This is a genomic window from Streptomyces xanthochromogenes (assembly GCF_014650455.1).
Lineage (GTDB): Bacteria > Actinomycetota > Actinomycetes > Streptomycetales > Streptomycetaceae > Streptomyces > Streptomyces xanthochromogenes.
Genome location: NZ_BMUZ01000011.1, coordinates 270,986 through 288,176 on the forward strand (window position 1 = coordinate 270,986; position 17,191 = coordinate 288,176).

14 protein-coding genes are annotated in these 17,191 nt (G+C 73.9%); 4 read left to right on the forward strand and 10 right to left on the reverse strand.

Annotation, left to right across the window (positions count from 1 at the left end; translation table 11 throughout):
• Positions 1-11: 11 nt before the first annotated feature.
• A complete protein-coding gene (locus IE267_RS27740) occupies positions 12-1,778 on the forward strand; it encodes a serine hydrolase domain-containing protein (protein WP_189765092.1) in 1,767 nt (588 codons plus the stop codon).
• A 31-nt stretch (positions 1,779-1,809) separates the two neighbouring features.
• Here IE267_RS27740 and IE267_RS27745 read toward each other — a convergent pair whose 3' ends face one another.
• The 4 genes from IE267_RS27745 to IE267_RS27760 all read right to left on the reverse strand — a co-directional run bounded on the left by IE267_RS27745 (position 1,810) and on the right by IE267_RS27760 (position 7,974).
• On the reverse strand, positions 1,810-3,375 hold the full coding sequence (locus IE267_RS27745; RefSeq protein ID WP_189765093.1) for a phytoene desaturase family protein: 1,566 nt from the start codon (positions 3,373-3,375) through the stop codon (positions 1,810-1,812).
• Between the two features lie 175 nt (positions 3,376-3,550).
• Positions 3,551-5,767, reverse strand: coding sequence for a serine/threonine-protein kinase (locus IE267_RS27750; RefSeq protein ID WP_189765094.1), 2,217 nt, complete (start codon positions 5,765-5,767; stop codon positions 3,551-3,553).
• 18 nt (positions 5,768-5,785) lie between these two features.
• The gene (locus tag IE267_RS27755; protein ID WP_189765095.1) at positions 5,786-6,676 is read right to left on the reverse strand and encodes an oxygenase MpaB family protein; all 891 of its coding nucleotides are present in this window, start codon (positions 6,674-6,676) and stop codon (positions 5,786-5,788) included.
• Positions 6,677-6,795: 119 nt separating this feature from the next.
• Positions 6,796-7,974, reverse strand: coding sequence for an acyl-CoA dehydrogenase family protein (locus tag IE267_RS27760; RefSeq protein WP_189765096.1), 1,179 nt, complete (start codon positions 7,972-7,974; stop codon positions 6,796-6,798).
• Between the two features lie 226 nt (positions 7,975-8,200).
• On the opposite strand from IE267_RS27760, the gene IE267_RS27765 reads away from it, so the two are divergent.
• Positions 8,201-8,620, forward strand: a complete 420-nt coding sequence (locus tag IE267_RS27765) for a CBS domain-containing protein (protein ID WP_189765097.1) — start codon at positions 8,201-8,203, stop codon at positions 8,618-8,620.
• Positions 8,621-8,722: 102 nt separating this feature from the next.
• Positions 8,723-8,920, forward strand: coding sequence for a long-chain fatty acid--CoA ligase (locus tag IE267_RS27770; RefSeq protein WP_161258353.1), 198 nt, complete (start codon positions 8,723-8,725; stop codon positions 8,918-8,920).
• A gap of 232 nt (positions 8,921-9,152) precedes the next feature.
• Here the strand turns inward: IE267_RS27770 and rho are convergent, their stop codons facing one another.
• From rho to IE267_RS27785, 3 genes are all read right to left on the reverse strand, one after another.
• Positions 9,153-10,286: a transcription termination factor Rho gene (gene rho, locus IE267_RS27775; protein ID WP_189765098.1), complete on the reverse strand. Its 1,134-nt coding sequence runs from the start codon at positions 10,284-10,286 to the stop codon at positions 9,153-9,155.
• A gap of 335 nt (positions 10,287-10,621) precedes the next feature.
• A complete protein-coding gene (locus tag IE267_RS27780) occupies positions 10,622-11,464 on the reverse strand; it encodes a carboxymuconolactone decarboxylase family protein (protein WP_189765099.1) in 843 nt (280 codons plus the stop codon).
• 29 nt (positions 11,465-11,493) lie between these two features.
• The gene (locus IE267_RS27785; RefSeq protein WP_189765100.1) at positions 11,494-12,240 is read right to left on the reverse strand and encodes an AraC family transcriptional regulator; all 747 of its coding nucleotides are present in this window, start codon (positions 12,238-12,240) and stop codon (positions 11,494-11,496) included.
• A 183-nt stretch (positions 12,241-12,423) separates the two neighbouring features.
• Here IE267_RS27785 and IE267_RS27790 point away from each other — a divergent pair, with 183 nt between their 5' ends.
• A complete protein-coding gene (locus IE267_RS27790; protein ID WP_189765161.1) occupies positions 12,424-13,590 on the forward strand; it encodes an MFS transporter in 1,167 nt (388 codons plus the stop codon).
• Positions 13,591-13,596: 6 nt separating this feature from the next.
• Here IE267_RS27790 and IE267_RS27795 read toward each other — a convergent pair whose 3' ends face one another.
• From IE267_RS27795 to IE267_RS27805, 3 genes are all read right to left on the reverse strand, one after another.
• Entirely contained in the window at positions 13,597-15,156 is a 1,560-nt protein-coding gene (locus tag IE267_RS27795; protein WP_189765162.1) for a bifunctional phosphatase PAP2/diacylglycerol kinase family protein, read from the reverse strand.
• A gap of 291 nt (positions 15,157-15,447) precedes the next feature.
• Positions 15,448-15,825: a DUF488 domain-containing protein gene (locus tag IE267_RS27800; protein ID WP_189765101.1), complete on the reverse strand. Its 378-nt coding sequence runs from the start codon at positions 15,823-15,825 to the stop codon at positions 15,448-15,450.
• A gap of 147 nt (positions 15,826-15,972) precedes the next feature.
• Positions 15,973-17,109, reverse strand: coding sequence for an ABC transporter permease (locus tag IE267_RS27805; RefSeq protein ID WP_373304597.1), 1,137 nt, complete (start codon positions 17,107-17,109; stop codon positions 15,973-15,975).
• Positions 17,110-17,191: the final 82 nt, after the last annotated feature.

The following is a 17,191-nucleotide window of genomic DNA, read 5'->3' on the forward strand; positions in this document are numbered from 1 at the left end:
GGTGCGTGACGATGGACGGGGACGTCCGGGGGGTCAGCAGACGACGGCTGGCCGGTGCGGCCATGGCGCTGGGAGGCGCGCTGATGACGGGTTCCACGCCGGGCACCGCGGCGGCCACGGAACGGGGGCACGCGCTGCGGCGCGGCTCCGCCGAGCGGGCCGGGCTGCTGCCCGAGCACCTGGACCGTCTGGTGGCGGATGCCGAGACGTTCCTCGGCCCCTCCCCCGACCACCCCTGGTACGCCGGGGCCGTGCTGCTCGCGGGCCGCGGCGGCACGGTGGCCCTGCACCACGCGATCGGGGACGCGGTGCGCTACGCGGCGTACGACGAGAAGGGCGACACGGCGGTTGAGCTCCCGCCCGGGCGGCGGATCGCGGCGGCGAAGGACACGGTGTACGACCTCGCGTCCCTCTCCAAGCTGTTCACCTCGCTGCTCGCCGTCCAGCAGATCGAGCGGGGCACGCTGGCCCTGGAGGAGCCGGTCGCCTCCTACCTTCCCGAGTTCGGTGCGGCGGGCAAACAGGGCGTCACCGTACGGCAGTTGCTCACGCACACCTCCGGATTCCCGCCGTGGATCCCGCTCTACGGGGCGGCGACGTACGAGGAGAGGCTGCGGCTCATCTGGAACGAGGCGCCCGCGAGCCCGCCGGGCAGCGCCTACCTCTACTCCGACCTCAACCTGCTGTCGCTCCACCTGCTCCTGGAGAGGATCACCGGGCGCCCGCTGGACGTACTGCTCCGCGACGGGATCACCGCTCCGCTCGGGATGCACCGCACGCGCTACAACCCGCCCGCCTCCTGGCGGGCGGGGATCGCCGCGACCGAGGACGCCCGCAGGCCGTGGTCCGGGATCGACCGGGGAATGGTGTGGGGCGAGGTCCACGACGAGAACGCGTACTGCCTCGGCGGGGTCGCGGGCCACGCCGGGGTGTTCTCCTGCGCCTGGGACCTCGCGGTCCTCGCCCGGACGCTCCTGAACGGCGGCTCCTACGGCCGGACCCGAATCCTGCGCCCCGCCTCCACGGACCTGCTGTTCAGGGACTTCAACACGGCGTTCCCCGGCCATGAGCACGGCCTGGGCTTCGAGCTCCACCAGCACTGGTACATGGGCGCGATGGCCACGCCGCACAGCGCGGGGCACACCGGCTTCACCGGCACCAGCTTCGTCGTCGACCCCAGCACCGACACCTTCCTGGTGCTGCTCGCCAACTCCGTTCATCCGGTGCGCACGTGGCGCGCCGGATCGGCCCCGAGGGTGGCCGCGGGCAACGCGCTCGCCCGGGCGGTCCCGGTACGCACCGCACACGGCGGGGCCGCGTGGTTCGCGGGGATGACACGCGGGACCACGGCCACGCTGACGCTGCCCGAACTCCTCGTCACGACCGAGCGGGGCCGCCTCGGCCTCTCCCTGTGGTGGGACACCGAGCCGGGCGTGGGCACCCTCGCCCTGGAGGCGTCGACGGACACGGGGACGACCTGGCGGCCGGTTCCGTTCACGACCGTCCGCCCCGGCGGGCCACCCCTGGAACACGTCTCGGGGTCGGTGACGGGGTGGTCCGGGCGGGTCTGGCACGAGGCGAGCGCGGACCTGGCCGCCTGGCACGGCCGGCCCCTGCGGCTGCGCTGGCGGTACACGACCGGTCCGCTGTACGTCGGGCGCGGGGTGTACGTCGACGGGGTCCGGGTCGTCGACGACGGCCGGGTCCTGTTCGACGAGACCCGGCCGACCGACGCCGCCCGGATCGAGGCGGCCGGCTGGGCGCGGTCGGCGGACTGACCGCCGCACCCGGGGAGTCGAGCGCTTCGGGTCAGAGTCCGAGGAGCGCCATGGCCGCGTTGTGGCCCGGGATGCCGCTGACCCCGCCGCCGCGCACGGCCCCGGCCCCGCACAGCAGCACGTTGGCGTGGGCCGTCTCGACCCCCCAGCGGCCCGTCGATCCGTCGGCGTGGGGGAAGGCGAGGGCGCGGTGGAAGATGTTGCCGCCGGGCAGCCGCAGCTCCCGCTCCAGGTCGAGCGGGGTCTTCGCCTCGATGCAGGGACGGCCTTCGGCGTCCAGGGCCAGGCAGTCGGCGAGCGGCTCGTCGAGGTGGGCGTCCAGCTGGGCGAGGGTCGCCGCGAGGAGGAGCTCGCGCGCCTTGTCGTTGTCCTCGGCGAACAGCCGGGCCGGGGTGTGCAGACCGAACAGGGTGAGGGTCTGGTAGCCCTGCCGGGCGAGTTCGGGGCCGAGGATCGTGGGGTCGGTCAGGGAGTGGCAGTAGATCTCCGAGGGCGGGGCGGTGGGCAGTTCACCGCGCGCGGCCTGGGCGTACGCGGTCGCCAACTGGCCGTACCCCTCGGCGATGTGGAAGGTTCCGGCAAAGGCCTCGCGCGGGTCGACCGCGGTGTCCCGGAGCCGGGGCAGCCGCCTGAGCAGCATGTTGACCTTCAGTTGGGCGCCCTCGGCCGGCTCGGGCGCCGCAAGCCCGGTGAGCTCCGCGAGGGCCTGGGGCGAGGCGTTCACCAGGACGTGCCGGGCGGCCACCGTGCCGGTGGTGTCGGCGGTCGCGTAGCCGACCTCGGCCTCGGTGCCGTCGGTGCGGATCTCGGTCACCTCGTGCCCGGTGGCGATCTCCGCTCCGGCCGCCCGCGCGGCCCCGGCGAGCGCGTCGGTGAGCGCGCCCATGCCGCCGACCGGGACGTCCCAGTCGCCGGTGCCCTGGCCGATGACGTGGTAGAGGAAACACCGGTTCTGGGCGAGGGAGGCGTCGTGGGCGTCGGCGAACGTGCCGATCAAGGCGTCGGTGAGAACGACTCCGCGTACCAGGTCGTCGCGGAAGCGGTCCTCCACTGCGATGCCGATGGGCTCCTCGAAGAGCATCCGCCACGCCGTGTCGTCGTCGACCCGCTCGCGCAGCGCGGCGGCGCTGGGCAGGGGCTCGGTGAGCGTGGGGAAGATCCGTTCGGCGACTTCTCGCATCGTGGCGTAGAACGCCTGCCAGGCATGGAACTCGGCTTCGTCTCCCGTCAGTTGGCGGAACGACGCGGCAGTGCGGTCCGTGCCGCCGCCGACGAGGAGACCGCCGGGGCGTCCCCCGCGCAGGGTCGGGGTGTACGAGGACACGGTGCGCTTGCGGACCGCGAAGTCGAGCCCGAGATCGTCGGCGATCTTCTTCGGCAGCAGCGAGACGAGATAGGAGTAGCGCGAGAGCCGGGCGTCCACCCCCGCGAACGGGCGGGTGGACACGGCCGCGCCACCCGTGCGGCCGAGCCGTTCGAGCACCAGGACGGACTTCCCGGCGCGGGCCAGATAGGCGGCGGCGACCAGGCCGTTGTGGCCGCCGCCGACGATGACGGCGTCGTAGACATCACGGGCGAACGCGGTACGTGCGGACATGCCCCTTGGTAACACGGGACGTTCGCGCGCGGAACCCCGCCGCGGGCCGGGCGCGCCCCGGTGCCGCCGGGGCCGGTACCGCCACGGGGCGCTGGGAACCGCGCGAGTGACCACGCAGCAGCGGGGGCGAAGCCCCGCCCCGGAGGGGAGGCGGGGCGGCGGAACACCGGCCCCGTCAGTGGTGGCCGCTTCGGCGCAGGGCCGCCACCTTGCGGTACAGCTCCACGGCCTCCGGGCCGCGGCCCAGCTGTTCCAGGCAGTTCGCCTCGTCGTTGCGGCTGGCCAGGGCGTCGGGGTGATCGGCCCCCAGGACGCGTTCGCGGGCTTCGGCCACCTTGCGGTAGACGTCGAGGGCCTCCGGCCAGCGGCCGAGCCAGCCCAGGCCCACAGCGACCTCGCGGCGGCTGACCAGGGTGTCCAGGTGCTCGGGGCCGAGCACGCGTATGCGCAGCGCGCACACCTCTCGGGCCTCCTTCAGCGCCTCCTCCCAGCGGGCGAGGCGGCCGAGGTTGACGCCCAGGCCGTGCCGGGCGCGCAGTGTCTCCGGGTCCTCGGGGCCGCTGACCCGCAGCCGGTCCGCCACCAGCTCCCGGTACAGCTCCAGTGCCTCCGGGCTGCGCCCGAGCCGGCCCAGGCTGATGCCGATCTCGTAGCGTGCCGCGAGGGTGTCGGGGTGGTCGCGGCCGAGCGCCACCGCCCGGCCCCGGGCGACCTCGCGATAGGCGGCGAGTGCCTCGACCCAGCGCCCCAACAGGCCCAGTGCGTAAGCGACTTCGTATTGGGTGACCAGGGTTTCGGGGTGCCCCGGGCCGAGCACCCGGGCCCGGGCCGCGGCCACGTCCTGGGCCATCGCGCAGGACTCCTCATGCCGGCCGAGGCGGCTGAGGTTGAAGGCGAGGTTGTGCCGGCAGCGCAGGGTGTCCGGGTCCTCGGGGCCCTGGGTGCGCTCCCGGGCCGCGAGGACCGCGACGTACACCTGGTGCGCCTCGAAGTGACGGCCGAGGCGGCCGAGGACGTAGGCCGTCTCCTGGCGCGCGTCGAGCGTCTCGGGATGGTCGGGGCCGAGCGAGCGGGCCCGGCCCTCCGCGACCTTGCCGAACTCGCGCAGCGCGTCGGCCGCCCGGCCCGTCCGGCTCAGCGTGAAGCCCATTTCGTAGCGGCTGGCGAGGGTGTCGGGATGGTCGGGCCCGAGGAGGTGGGCGCGCTCGGCGGCCACCGCCCGGTGCACTTCGCCCGCCTCCGCCCAGCGGCCGAGACGGCCGAGGCTGAGCCCCGCGCCGTGGCGGCTGTCGAGCGCGGCGAGGGCCTTGGCCGTCGGGGCGGCCCGCTCCGCCTCCCTCGACGCGGATGCGGCCCCGGCGCGGTACGGGTCGGCGGGCGGCGCGGTCCATTCGCCGGTGAGGCCCGCGGTCGGGTCGGGGTCGATGGCCGGCGAGAAGGCGCGGGTCGCCTTGTGGCCGGTGGTCATCCCCTCCGTCCACGACGGCAGCCGGGGTGCGCGCCGCGCGGCCCGCGGCACCGGGCCGCCGGACCGGCCGGCCGCGGCCCGGCCCGCCGCCAGCCTGCGCCCCAACTCCCCCGCGTCGTCCGGTCGTTGATCCGGCTCCTTGGCCAGGAGGTCGAGGACGACACGGTCGAGGAAGCCGGGAAGTTCGGCGCGGTGCTCGCGCGGCGGGCGGGGCACGGTGTCCCGGTGCCCGACGAGCACCGCCCAGGCGTCGTCCAGGTCGAACGGCGGCGCCCCGGTGGCGAGTTCGTACAGGACGCAGCCGAGCGAGTACAGGTCGCTGCGGTGGTCGACCTCGGCGCCGGCGATCTGCTCCGGCGACATGTAGTGCGGGGTGCCCATCGCGATGCCGGTGCCGGTGAGCCGGCTGGTGAAGCCGATGTCGGCGCCGAGCCGGGCGATGCCGAAGTCGCAGATCTTCACCGTGGCATCGGTGAGCCGCATGATGTTGGCGGGCTTCAAGTCCCGGTGCACGATGCCCTGTTGGTGGGTGTAGTCGAGGGCAGCGGCCACCTGTTCGGCGATGTCGACGACGTCCTCGACGGCCAGCGGCCGCTGCCTGTTGTCGTCGAGGAGCTGACTGAGGTTGCGCCCGTCGAGCAGTTCCATGACGAGGTAGAGCCCGCCCTCGTACTCGCCGAAGTCGTGGACGACGGTGACGCCTCGGTGCTGGAGCGCGGCGGCGACCCGGGCCTCGCGCCGGAAGCGTTCCCTGAGCACCCGGGTGAACGACTCCTCGTGGCCCGGGGCCAGTGGTTTGAGCAGCTTGACCGCGACCCGCCGCTCCAGCGATTCGTCACGGGCCGCCCACACCTCGCCCATGCCGCCGCGCCCGATCGGATCGAGCAGCCGGTAGCGGCCGTGGATCAGCCTGGTGTCCGCCATCTGGTGCCGTCGCCCCCGTCACTGACCATGCGCCCTCCCCGGCCGGTCCAGTATGGCGGCCTGTTCGCGAAGTTTGTACGGTGCGGGCCGGGTCTCGGGCCCGAGCCGGGCGACCGCCCTCAGGATGTGCCGGGGCGGAAGCTGCCAGCGCACCGTCGCGGGGATGCGGCGCAGCGCCGTACCGGTGAACCGCAGGCGGCGGTCCACGGTGGTCACGGCGGGCGCGGGGCGGCCGTAGAGCTCATGGGCGTACGGGGGCAGTGAGGCGTAGGCGAGGGCGGCCACCCGCCGCCACACGAGCTCGCGGGCCGGGATCAGGGGCCAGGGGGTGGGCGGCCGGCGCAGGAAGTCGTCGACGGCCCGGGCGTCGGCGGTCACCGCGAGCCGGGGCCGCACGGAGTCGAAGTAGGCAGCGAGTTCGGCCACGCTGCCCGGGACCTCCGCCGGATCGAGTCCCACCAGGCGCGCGTCCACGCGGTGTTCGCCGACATAGCGGTCGGCCTGGGCGTCATCGAGCCGGAACCCGGAGCGCCGCACGACAGCGAGGTAGCTGTCGATCTCGGCGCAGTGCACCCACAGGAGCAGCTCGGGGTCGTCGATGCCGAACCGCTCCCCGGTGACGGGGTCGTCCGCCTTGAGCAGGGCGTGGATGCGGCGGACCCGCTCGCCCGCCCGCTCGGCGTCGTCCTTGGTGCCGTACGAGAGCGTCCCGACGAAGTTCGCCGTACGCATCAGGCGTCCCCAGGCGTCCTTGCGGAAGTCGGAGTTCTGCATGACTCCGCGCACGGCCCGGGGGTGCAGCGCCTGGAGGTAGAGCGCCCTGACACCCGCGATCCACATCATGGGGTCGCTGTGCAGCTGCCAGGTGACCGAATGGGGCCCGAAGTACCCCGGGTCGGCGTCCGTCATCCGCCACCTCCAGTGGGCGTGCGCTCGGGACCGGGCGTGCCTGTGACACCAGCAGGTTAGTCGGCGCCCCGCGCCCGGGGTAGCGGCGCCGCGGTACCCGGCCGGCGCCGCGCGGGCCGTCAGCGCCGGACGCGGGGCATGCCGAGGCCGATCCAGGCGATGATCTCGCGCTGGATCTCGTTGTTGCCGCCGCCGAAGGTGAAGATCACGGCCGAGCGGTAGCCGCGCTCCAGTTCGCCGTGCAGGACGGCCTTGGCCGAGCCCTCCTTCATCGGTCCCGCGGCCGCCACGACCTCCATGAGCGAGGCGTAGGCGTCCCGGCGCGCCTCCGATCCGTACACCTTGACGGCCGAGGCGTCCTGCGGGGTGAGGGTGCCTTCCTGGACGGCGTTGACCATCTGCCAGTTGAGGAGCTTCATCGCGTCCAGGCGGGCATGGGTGCGGGCGAGGTTCCTGCGGACCCAGCCGAGGTCGATGACGCGGCGGCCGTCGACGAGCTTGGTGTCGGCGGCCCAGCGCTGGACGTCGTGCAGCGCACGGATCGCCATGGTGCCGTGCGCGGCCAGGGTGACCCGCTCGTGGTTGAGCTGGTTGGTGATCAGCCGCCAGCCCTTGTTCTCCTCGCCCACCCGGCGCGACGCGGGGACCCGGATGTTCTCGTAGTAGCTGGCGGTGGTGTCGTGCGAGGCGAGGGTGTTGATGAGGGTGCAGCTGTAGCCGGGGTCCGAGGTCGGCACGAGGAGCATGGTGATGCCCTTGTGCGCGGGGGCGTCCGGGTCGGTGCGGACGGCGAGCCAGACCCAGTCGGCCGTGTCCCCGTTGGTGGTCCAGATCTTCTGGCCGTTCACCACATAGGTGTCGCCCTCGCGCACCGCGCGGGTCTTGAGCGCCGCGAGGTCGGTCCCGGCGTCCGGTTCGCTGTAGCCGATGGCGAAGTCGATCTCGCCGGAGAGGATCTTCGGCAGGAAGTACGCCTTCTGCTCCTCCGTGCCGAACTGCATGATCGTCGGGCCGACGGTGTTCAGGGCCATGAGCGGCAGCGGGACTCCGGCCTGGGCGGCCTCGTCGAAGAAGATGAACTGTTCCATGGGGCTCAGCCCCCGCCCGCCGTACTCCTCGGGCCAGCCCACCCCCAGCCAGCCGTCGCCGCCGAGCCGCCGTACGGTCTCGCGGTAGAACCGCTTCTGGGCGGCCGGGTCGGCGTACCGGGCGTAGACGTTGTCCGGCACGAGCCCGGCGAAGTAGGTCCGCAGCTCGGTGCGCAACTGCTGCTGCTCAGGCGTGTATTCGAGGTGCACGGCCCCTCCAGGACGGTCGCGGTACGGCGGCGCACACAGTAGAACGTGTTCCAAGAATCTGGAAGGGGAGCGCCGACCCCGGGCCCGGCGGCCCAGGAGGAGCGGGGACGCGGCGGGACACCCGATCGGCGCCGAGCGGTCGCCGAAGGGGCAGCCTCCGGCGAGCATGGCCGAGGCGCGGGCGCCGAGCCCGCCCCCCTTCCGCACCCCTGGACCGGAGGCTTCCGTGACCACTGCCCGTGACCTGATGACCGCCGACGTCCGCTGCATTCCGGCGACCGAAACCCTCGACCGGGCCGCCCAGTTGATGCGTGACCACGGGATCGGCGCGCTGCCCGTCAAGGGCAGCGCGGGCGAGCTGGCCGGCATCGTCACCGACCGGGACATCGTCGTCAGGGCACTCGCCGCGGGCAAGGACGCCGCGAAGGTGACGGCGGGCGACCTGGCCGAGGGCGGCGTGCACACCGTCGACGCCGGCGCGGACGCCTCGCTCGCGGTCAAGGCGATGAGCGAGGCGCGGATCCGCCGGATCGTGGTGGTCGAGGACGGCACGCCGGTCGGCATGATCACCGAGGCGGACCTGGCGCGCAAGCTCACCGCCGAGGCCTTCTCGTCGTATGCGAGCCGGGTGTACGCGGCGTCCTGAACCCGGCCCCGCCGACCCGTGCGGACGGGGCGTGTGGGCCGGATGCGGCCCGGGTAGGCGGGGGCGAGAATGGTGCATTACCGGACGAACACAGGAGGCGGCATGAACGACCGGTCCGATTCCAGCCCGCACGAGGCCGTGACCCCCGACGCCCTGCTGCACACCGGATCCGGGGGCGAGGTCAGCGCCGAGGACATCGTGCTCGCGTCCGGGCGGGACGTCACTCCGGAGAACCTGGCCTGGGCCGAGCGCAAGCTGGCCGCCGAGGGTCCCGCCGCCCTCGACAAGCTGCTCCCCTGAAGGCCCTCGGCCGGGCGACGGCCGCGCGGACGCCGTCGCCGGGCCGATCGGGCATGTCCGGCCGGGCGCCGTCCGGCTCGCCCGGCCGGGCACTCCGGGCACTCCGCGGCACTCCGGGCAGGCCGCCCGGTCCGGACGGTCACACTGCGGGGTGTGCGCCCGGGTCGCGTGGGCGCCGGTCGCATGCCCGCCGGTCGGCAGGCGCGTCAGGCCGTTCCGGCCGGCAGGCGGGTCAGGCGGTGAGGCGGATCTTCCGCAGGAAGGCCGCGTTGTCGGGGGTCTGCTTCATCTTGTCGAGCAATGCCTCAAGGGCGCCGTGCGCGTCCTGATGGTGCAGAGCCCGGCGCAGTCCGCGTACCGCGCTCAACTCCCCCGGTTCCAGGAGGAGTTCCTCGCGGCGGGTGCCGGAGGGGGTGATGTCGACGGCGGGGAAGAGCCTTCGCTCGGCCAGGGCGCGGGTCAGGCGCAGTTCCATGTTGCCGGTGCTCTTGAGCTCCTCGAAGAAGAAGTCGTCGGCGCGTGACCCGGTGTCCACCAGTGCGGTCGCGAGGACGGTGAGGGAGCCACCCTCCTCGGTCAGCCGGGCGGCGCCGAACAGGCGCTTGGGGCCGTGCAGCGCGGCCGCGTCGACTCCGCCGCTGAGGGTCCGTCCGCCGGGACCCGCCGCGTTGTTGTGGGCCCGGCACAGCCGGGTGAGCGAGTCCAGGAGCACGACGACGTCCCGACCCTGCTCGACCAGGCGCTTGGCGCGCTCGATGGCCAGTTCGGCGAGCGCGATGTGCTCCCTGGGCGGCCGGTCGAACGTCGAGGCGAGCACCTCGCCCCGGACCGAGCGCAGCATGTCGGTGACCTCTTCGGGCCGTTCGTCGATCAGCACCACCATGAGATGGCACTCGGGGTGGTTCTCGGCGACGGCCTGGGCCAACTCCTTGAGCAGGATGGTCTTTCCGGTCTTGGGCGGCGCGACGATCAGGCCGCGCTGGCCCTTGCCGACGGGTGCGACCAGGTCGACGACACGAGTGGCGAGCCGGTCGGAGCGGGTCTCCAGACGCAGCCGCTCCCGGGGGTGCAGCGGGGTGAGGTCGGCGAAGTGCGGGCGGCGGCGCAGCGCCTCGACGGGGCGGCCGTTGACCCGCACGATCCGCTCGGCCGCGGGGCTCTCGTATTCGATGAAGTCGCCCTTGCGCAGGGCGTGTTGGCGAAGAAGGGCGGGCGGTACCTTCACGTCGCCGGGGCCGGGGGCGTACCCGGTGGTCCGGAGCCTGCCCTGGCCGCCGGTGAGGTCCAGGACGCCGGCGAGCGGGGCCTGGGCGGGGTGGTCGTGGTGGATGGGGGTGGGGTTGGGGTGTTCGAGCGTGCTCAGCACAAGGGGGTCCCTTCGCGCGACGGGGCGCAGGAGAATTCCGGGCCGTACAGCGGCCGGGAGGGGAACAGCGGGCGCCGCGCTGGAGGCGGCACCGGGAGGGAACGAGCACGGACGCCGCGAAGAAGGGGCGTACACACGTGCTGCTCGCAGAGTAGCACCCTCGGGGCCCGACGGGGGAAGTCCGCGTCGGGCCGCCTTGCTGTTCCGCTTCAACTCCCCTGAGGGGCAAGCGGTTCGGGCTGTGCTGATGGGCAACCGCGCCAGGCGGTCCCGGAGCCGCCGCCCGCGCGCCCGCGCGTACGGCGGCCGGGCAGCGGCCCTCGGCCCGGGACCGGTCACTGCCCCGCGCCGCGCTCCTCGAAGACCTCGCGCGCCGCGGTGATGCCGTTGAGTGCCGCGGGGAAGCCGGCGTAGCCCGCCATCTGCGTGATGACCTCGATGACCTCCTCGCGGCTGCCGCCCACGTTGAGCAGGCCGTGGATGTGGACGCGCAGCTGGGGCGCGGCCGTACCGAGTGCGGTGCACATGGCGACGCTGGCGATCTCGCGGCACTTCAGATCGAGCGCGGGGCGGGAGTAGATGTCACCGAAGGCGAACTCGACGATGTAGCGCGCCAGATCGGGCGCGATGTCCTGCATCGAGGCGACCACTTGGTCGCCCGCGTGCCCGTCGACCTCGGCGAGCTTGGCGAGACCGCGCTCGTACCGGTCGCCCGGCAGGGGCTCGCTGTCGACCGGTGTCGCGGCGGCGTCGGGACGCGTCTCGAAGACCTCGCGGGCCGCGCCGATGCCGTTGAGGGCGGCCGGGAAGCCCGCGTACACCGCGGTGTGGATCAGGATCTCCACCACCTCGGCCGCGCTGACCCCGACGTTGAGCGCGCCGTCGATGTGGAAGCGCAGCTGGGGGGCCGCGTTCCCCAGGGCGGCCAGGGCCGCGACGGTGGCGATCTCCCGCTGCCGCAGGCTGAGTCCGGGGCGGGACATCACGTCGCCGTACCCGAAGGCGACGGTCATGTGGCCGAGGTCGGGCGCGATGTCGGCCAGGCTGTCGAGGACCGCCGGGCGCTCCTGTCCGCCCAGGGTCCGGAGCAGCGCGAGCCCGCGCTCGAACCGCTCGTCGGTGGTCTCGGCGCCGGAGGAGGCGGCGGGGATGTCGGCTGCGTTGTCTGCGCTGTTCATGGACAAGACGCTACGAGTTGGAGCGTGCTCTAACGCAAGCGGCCGTGCGCACCCGGCGTGTGGCCGAACGCCCGGCGGAACACGTCGATGAAGGCGCTGGTCGAGGACCAGCCGCAGCGATGGGCCACGGCGGTCACGGGCGTGTCCTCGGCCAGCAGTTGCAGGGCCCGGTAGAGGCGGAGCTGGGTGCGCCACTGCGGGAACGTCATGCCGAGGTCGGCGCGGAAGAGCCGGGTCAGGGTGCGCTCGCTCGCGCCGACGAGCAGACCGAGTGCGGCGAGCCCGCGCCGGTCGGCCGGGTCGGCTTCGAGCAGGGCGCACACCGCGACCAGCCGGGGGTCGCTGGGCGCGGGCAGGGTCACGGGCCGCTGCGGCGAGACGCGGAGCTGGTCGAGCAGCACGGCCCGAAGGCGGGCGCCCTCGGGAGTGTCGTCGTCGGGCGCCCTGGTGTGGGCGAGGAGCAGCTCGCGCAGCAGCGGTCCGACCATCAGCACGGTCGGGGCATCCAGGCCCAGCGGGTTCTCGTCGGCCGCGATCCCCATCAGATGCAGTTCGAGGCTGCCGTGCGCCCGGTGCGCGTGCACGGTCCCGGCGGGTACCCAGATCGCGCGGGTGGCGGGGGCGACCCAGGTCCCCGCCCCGGTCGTCACGGCCAGGACGCCGCGGCCGGCGTAGACGATCTGGTGGTCGTCGTGCCGATGCGCGTCGATGGTGTCCCCCGGCGCCATCTGCTGGGCGCGGGTGGGGGCGACGGGGGTGTGGCGGATGTCCGGCATTGCTTGGCAATTTATCGGAAGCGGGACACGTACGCCGCCGGCGAGGATCGGGCCGTGGGAAAGAACCAGGATGTCGAAGAGCGGTGTGCCGGGAGACGGCGTGCCGGGAAACGGCGTGCCGGGTACGGGAGCGGTCCGGGACGCGACGCGCGGGGGCGGGGCGGCCGACAGCTCGGGCGGCCGGTGTTCCTGCTGGCCGTGGGGCATTCCTGTGTCGATGTGTACCAGGGGACCGTCGCGGCCCTGGTGCCGTTCTTCGTCGCCGAGCGTGCCTACTCGTATGCGGCAGCCTCCGGGATCGTGCTGGCCGCCTCGTTGCTCTCCTCGATCGTCCAGCCGCTGTTCGGCGCGCTCACCGACCGGTGGGCGATGCCGTGGCTGCTGCCGGTGAGTACGGCGGTGGCCGGGGCCGGCATCGCGCTGAGCGCCTGGGGCGGCTCGTACGCCACGACCCTGGCGATGGTGGCCGTGTCGGGGGTGGGCGTGGCCGCCTACCACCCCGAGTCCGCCCGGGTGGCCCGCCTCGCGAGCGCGGGCAGCCACACGGCGATGGGCTGGTTCTCGCTCGGCGGCAACCTCGGCTTCGCGACCGCTCCGCTGCTGGTCGCCGGGGTGGTCGGGGCGGGCGGCCTGGGGGCGGCCCCGCTGCTCGTGGTGCCGGCCGCCCTGGGCAGCGTGCTGTGCGTGCTCGCCCTGCGGGCGGTGCGGGCGCCGGGCCGGGCCGGGTCCGGCCCCACCCGGGCGGTGGGGCGGGACGACCGGGCGTCGTTCGCGAAGCTGTGCCTGGCCGTGGTCTGCCGTTCGCTGGTCTTCGTGGGGCTTGCCGCCTTCGTCGCGCTGTACGCCCGTCAGCGGGTGGGCGGAAGCCAACTGGCGGGATCCGCGGCCCTGTTCACGCTGTACGCGGGCGGCGCCGCGGGCACCGTGGTGGGCGGCAGGCTCGCGGCGCGCTGGGACCGGGTGCGGGTGGTGTGCTGGTCGTACGCGGCCGCGGTGCCGGCCGTCGCAGGGGTGGTGTTCGTGCCGGGGCCGGGCTTCTACCTGTTCGTCGCCCTGACGTCCGCCGCCCTGTACGTTCCGTTCTCCTTGCAGGTGACGCTCGGCCAGGACTATCTGCCCAGCCGGATCGGCACCGCGAGCGGGGTCACCCTGGGTCTGACGGTGAGTGTGGGCGGGGTGGCCAGCCCGCTGATCGGGGCCGCGGCCGACTCGACCTCGCTGCGCACGGCACTGGCCCCGCTCATCGTCTTCCCCGTGCTGGCCTGGCTCCTGACCCGCCGGCTGCCGGAGCCCGCACAGCCCGAGCCGATGCCCCGATTCTCCGACTCGCTTGCCTCGCAGGAGAGTTGAGCCTGATCAGGGCATCGACCGCGCCCGGCTCGCGGTGGCCCCGGCGGCGATGGCGGCCGTGGCGGTGCGGGCCCGCTGGGCGAGCTCGTCCTGGGGTTCGGCGGGGCTGTAGACGATGAGGGCCCGGTCCGCCTTGTCGAGCAGCAGGGCGTCCGGCGCGGTCGCGGTCTCGCCGTCGTAGGCGAGGGAGTTCACGCCTTCGAGGCCGGTGAGCCGGACCGAGCGGACGCGTTCGCCCCGGTAGACGTGGGACCGGCGCAGCGCCCCGGCCAGCGCGGAGATCACGAGCCGGGTGCGGGCGAGCGGCAGATCGGCGTCGACGGTACGTACGTCCAGGAGGCCCTCGTCCAGGCGGGGCCGGTGCGTCGGGGTGAGCCCTTCGGGCTGGTAGTGGCCGTTGCCCGCGAAGAGCAGCCACAGCGCGCGCGGGCGGCCGTCGACCTGGAGGCGGATGGGGACGGCGGTGCGCAGCACCCGGACCAGGGCGATCGCCGCGGCGGGCCACTTGCCGATGCGGCCCTCCATGCCTTCGCGCAGCCGCACCAGATCCGGGTAGAGCCCGATGCTGAACGTGTTGACGAAGGCGGTGACGTCCCGGCCCGACCCGTCGGCGACCCGGGCCAGGTCGACCCGGATCGCCTCGCCGTGTTCGAGGGCGTACGCGGTGTCCTCGAAGGCGGCCACGCCCGCGTCGAGGGCGAAGTGGTTGAAGGTGCCGCCCGGGAATACCGCGAGGGCGAGGCCCGCGCGGGCGGCGCGTTCGCAGGCCGCGTTGACGGTGCCGTCGCCGCCGCACACGCCGAGCACACGATCGAGCTGTCCGGCGCGGGCGACGGCCTCGTCGAGGAGTTCACCGAGGTCGTCGCCGTCGCCCAGCTCGACGATCTCGGCCTTGGGCAGCAGCAGCCGGAGATGGTCCTGGGCGGGCAGCCGGCCCGGAACCCCTTTGCCGGAGCCTGGGTTGACGACCACGACGAGCCCCTCGCCCCGGGTCAGTGCGGGCGCCGCGGCGCGGGTGTGCAGGGGGTGCAGCGGCTGGGGCCGGGGCGGCCACCAGTAGCAGGTGACGGCGGCCGCGGCCACGCCGAGCGCGCACCCGGCCAGCACGTCGCCCGGGTAGTGGACGCCGACGTAGACGCGGGAGAACGCCACGGCCGCGGCGAGCGGGGCGACCAGCGCCCCGTACCGGCTGGATTCGAGCGCCACACCGGCGGCGAAGGCGGCGGCGGAAGCGGAGTGCCCGGAGGGGAACGAGGTGGTGCCGGGTGCCTTCGCGAGGCGGCGCACCAGCGGCACCGCGTCGATGACCGGGCGCCGGCGCCGGGTCGCGTACTTGGCGACGGTGTTGGTGGCGAGCGAGGCGACGGCGAGGGCGCCGATGCCGCGCCGGGCGGCCCGTCGTGCGGTGGGGCCGCCGGCCACCGCGAGCACCCCGGCCGTGGCGAACCAGAGCTTGCCGTGGTTGGCGGCGTGGCTCAGCCGGGGCAGTACCTGTTCGGCGCCGGCCAGGCGTGCGGTCGCCACCCGCTCGAACCAGCGGCGGTCGATGGCGCCCATCCGTGACATCGGTGACATGCGTCCTGCCTAGGGTCGGTCCGCCGGGTCTGGTGTGGGACAGCGCGGCCCCGGCACGCCCGTCCGCCGCGTTGTCGTCGGGTGCCGACTCCCGCGAGTTTTCGGCTCCGCTCGGACAGGGCCGCTCGGACGGGGGACCCCATCGCGTCGTCGCCCTCCTGTGCCGTGCGGCCGGACGCACCCGGCCTCCACTCGCCGGTCCCGCGGGGCCGGGGTACCGCGACGGCGACCGGATCCGCCGGACCGACCCTAGCCCGGGTGGCGAGCGGGTGCCCGCCGGGTTCACCCGGCCGGGCGGCTCCGCCCGAGGGCCGCGAGGAGTGTCGGCACATGGCTGTGGTCGATGTCCTTGACGGCGGTGACCAGGGTGAGGGTGCGGCCCTCGGTGAGTTCGGCGAGGCGGTCCAGTGCCCGGGACTGCTCGGGCCCGGCCAGTTCGGCCTCGTACCGCTCCTGGAACGCGGCGAAGCGGGTGCGGTCCTCGTGGTACCAGCGGCGCAGTTCCGTCGAGGGCGTGAGGTCCTTGGGCCACTCGTCGACCGCCGCGTGTTCCCTGGACAGGCCCCGCGGCCAGAGCCGGTCGATCAGGACGCGTACGCCGTCGGCCTCCTCGGGCGGGTCGTAGACGCGGCGGACCCGCGGCGTGTTCCTGCTCGGCATCGTGCCTCCCGGCTGTCGCTCCGCACCGCTGTGCCGGTCCAACCCTGTCAACGGCCCGGGTGTTCCGCGACCGGTCGGGGCTCGTGGCGGACACCGGAAGGGCGGCCCGGCCGGAGCCGGACCGCCCTGCGGCGGGGAGGTGCATGGTCAGACGCCGACGGTCTCCTCGATCTCCTCCTCCTCTGCCTCTTCCTCCGCTTCCTCGGCGGACCGCGCCGGTACGGCGGCCGGAGCAGCCGTCGAAGGCGCGAGCGTGACGGAGTCGGCGGGGGCCCGGCGGCGTTCGACCACGCCCGCGATCGCCGTCACGATCATGCCGAGGAGCAGCCAGGCGGCGAGCACCCACACATTGCGGGCGAGGCCGTGACCGTCGAAGTAGACGAGGTCGCGGATGCCCTCGACGAGACCGGCACCGTTCCAGAAGGCGTGCAGGCTGCCGAAGAAGCCGTCCTGCAGTTCGGGCCGGAACAGGCCCCCGGAGCTCGTGAAGTTGAGCATCACGAAGAGCACCATGACGGCGAGCGTGGTCCAGCGCTTGAGGAAGGTGTGCAGTCCGGCGCCGAGGAAGAGGATGCCCGCCGAGTAGAGCCAGGACATCGCCCACACTCCCCACAGACCGTGGTCGACGAGGTGGAAGAGCGGGCCCGCGAACGCGGCTCCGATGAGGGAGACCACGAAGGACACCCCGGCCACGAGCACTGCCCGTGTCCGCGGCGAGAGCCCCGCACCGGCCGCGCCGAGGACGGCGACGGAGGCGTACGAGCCGATGCTCACGGCGATCAGCAGGAAGAAGATGCCCGATCCGGTCGGGTCGCCGGGGACCGGGGGGACGACGTCGGTGACCTTGAGGGGGACGCCCTGGGCGGTGGCGGCCGGGGTGAAGACCTTCTCGACGGCGGTGGCGCTCATGTCGGACCCGGCCGAGGCGACGACGAGTTCGGGGGCCTTGGCGTCCAGGACGTAGGCGCCGGAGATGTCCCGGTCCTTGAGCTGGTGGACGGCGGTGGCACGGTCGGGCAGGGTGCGGACGTCGAGCTGGTCGCCCGCCTTGTCCTTCACCGTCTGCGCGAACACCTTCGCCTCGGGTCCCGCTCCGACGACCGCGACGGGGAGGTGGTGCGGCTCGGGGGTGGCGAAGGCGCCCAGGTAGGCGAGCCCCATGCCGAGACACATCAGGAGCGGAGTGATCAGGTGGGTGAGGACGTGTCGCAGCGCGGGGTTCGACGGCGCCGTACGCACGTCGCCCGGCGCGGTGACCCTACCGGCCTTGTGGCCTCCGGACATGACAGGACCCTTCTGACCGGATCGCCGGCCGGGGACGGTCGCGATCCAATGGTTGGCTTTTACAACTTCTATCAGTTGTACT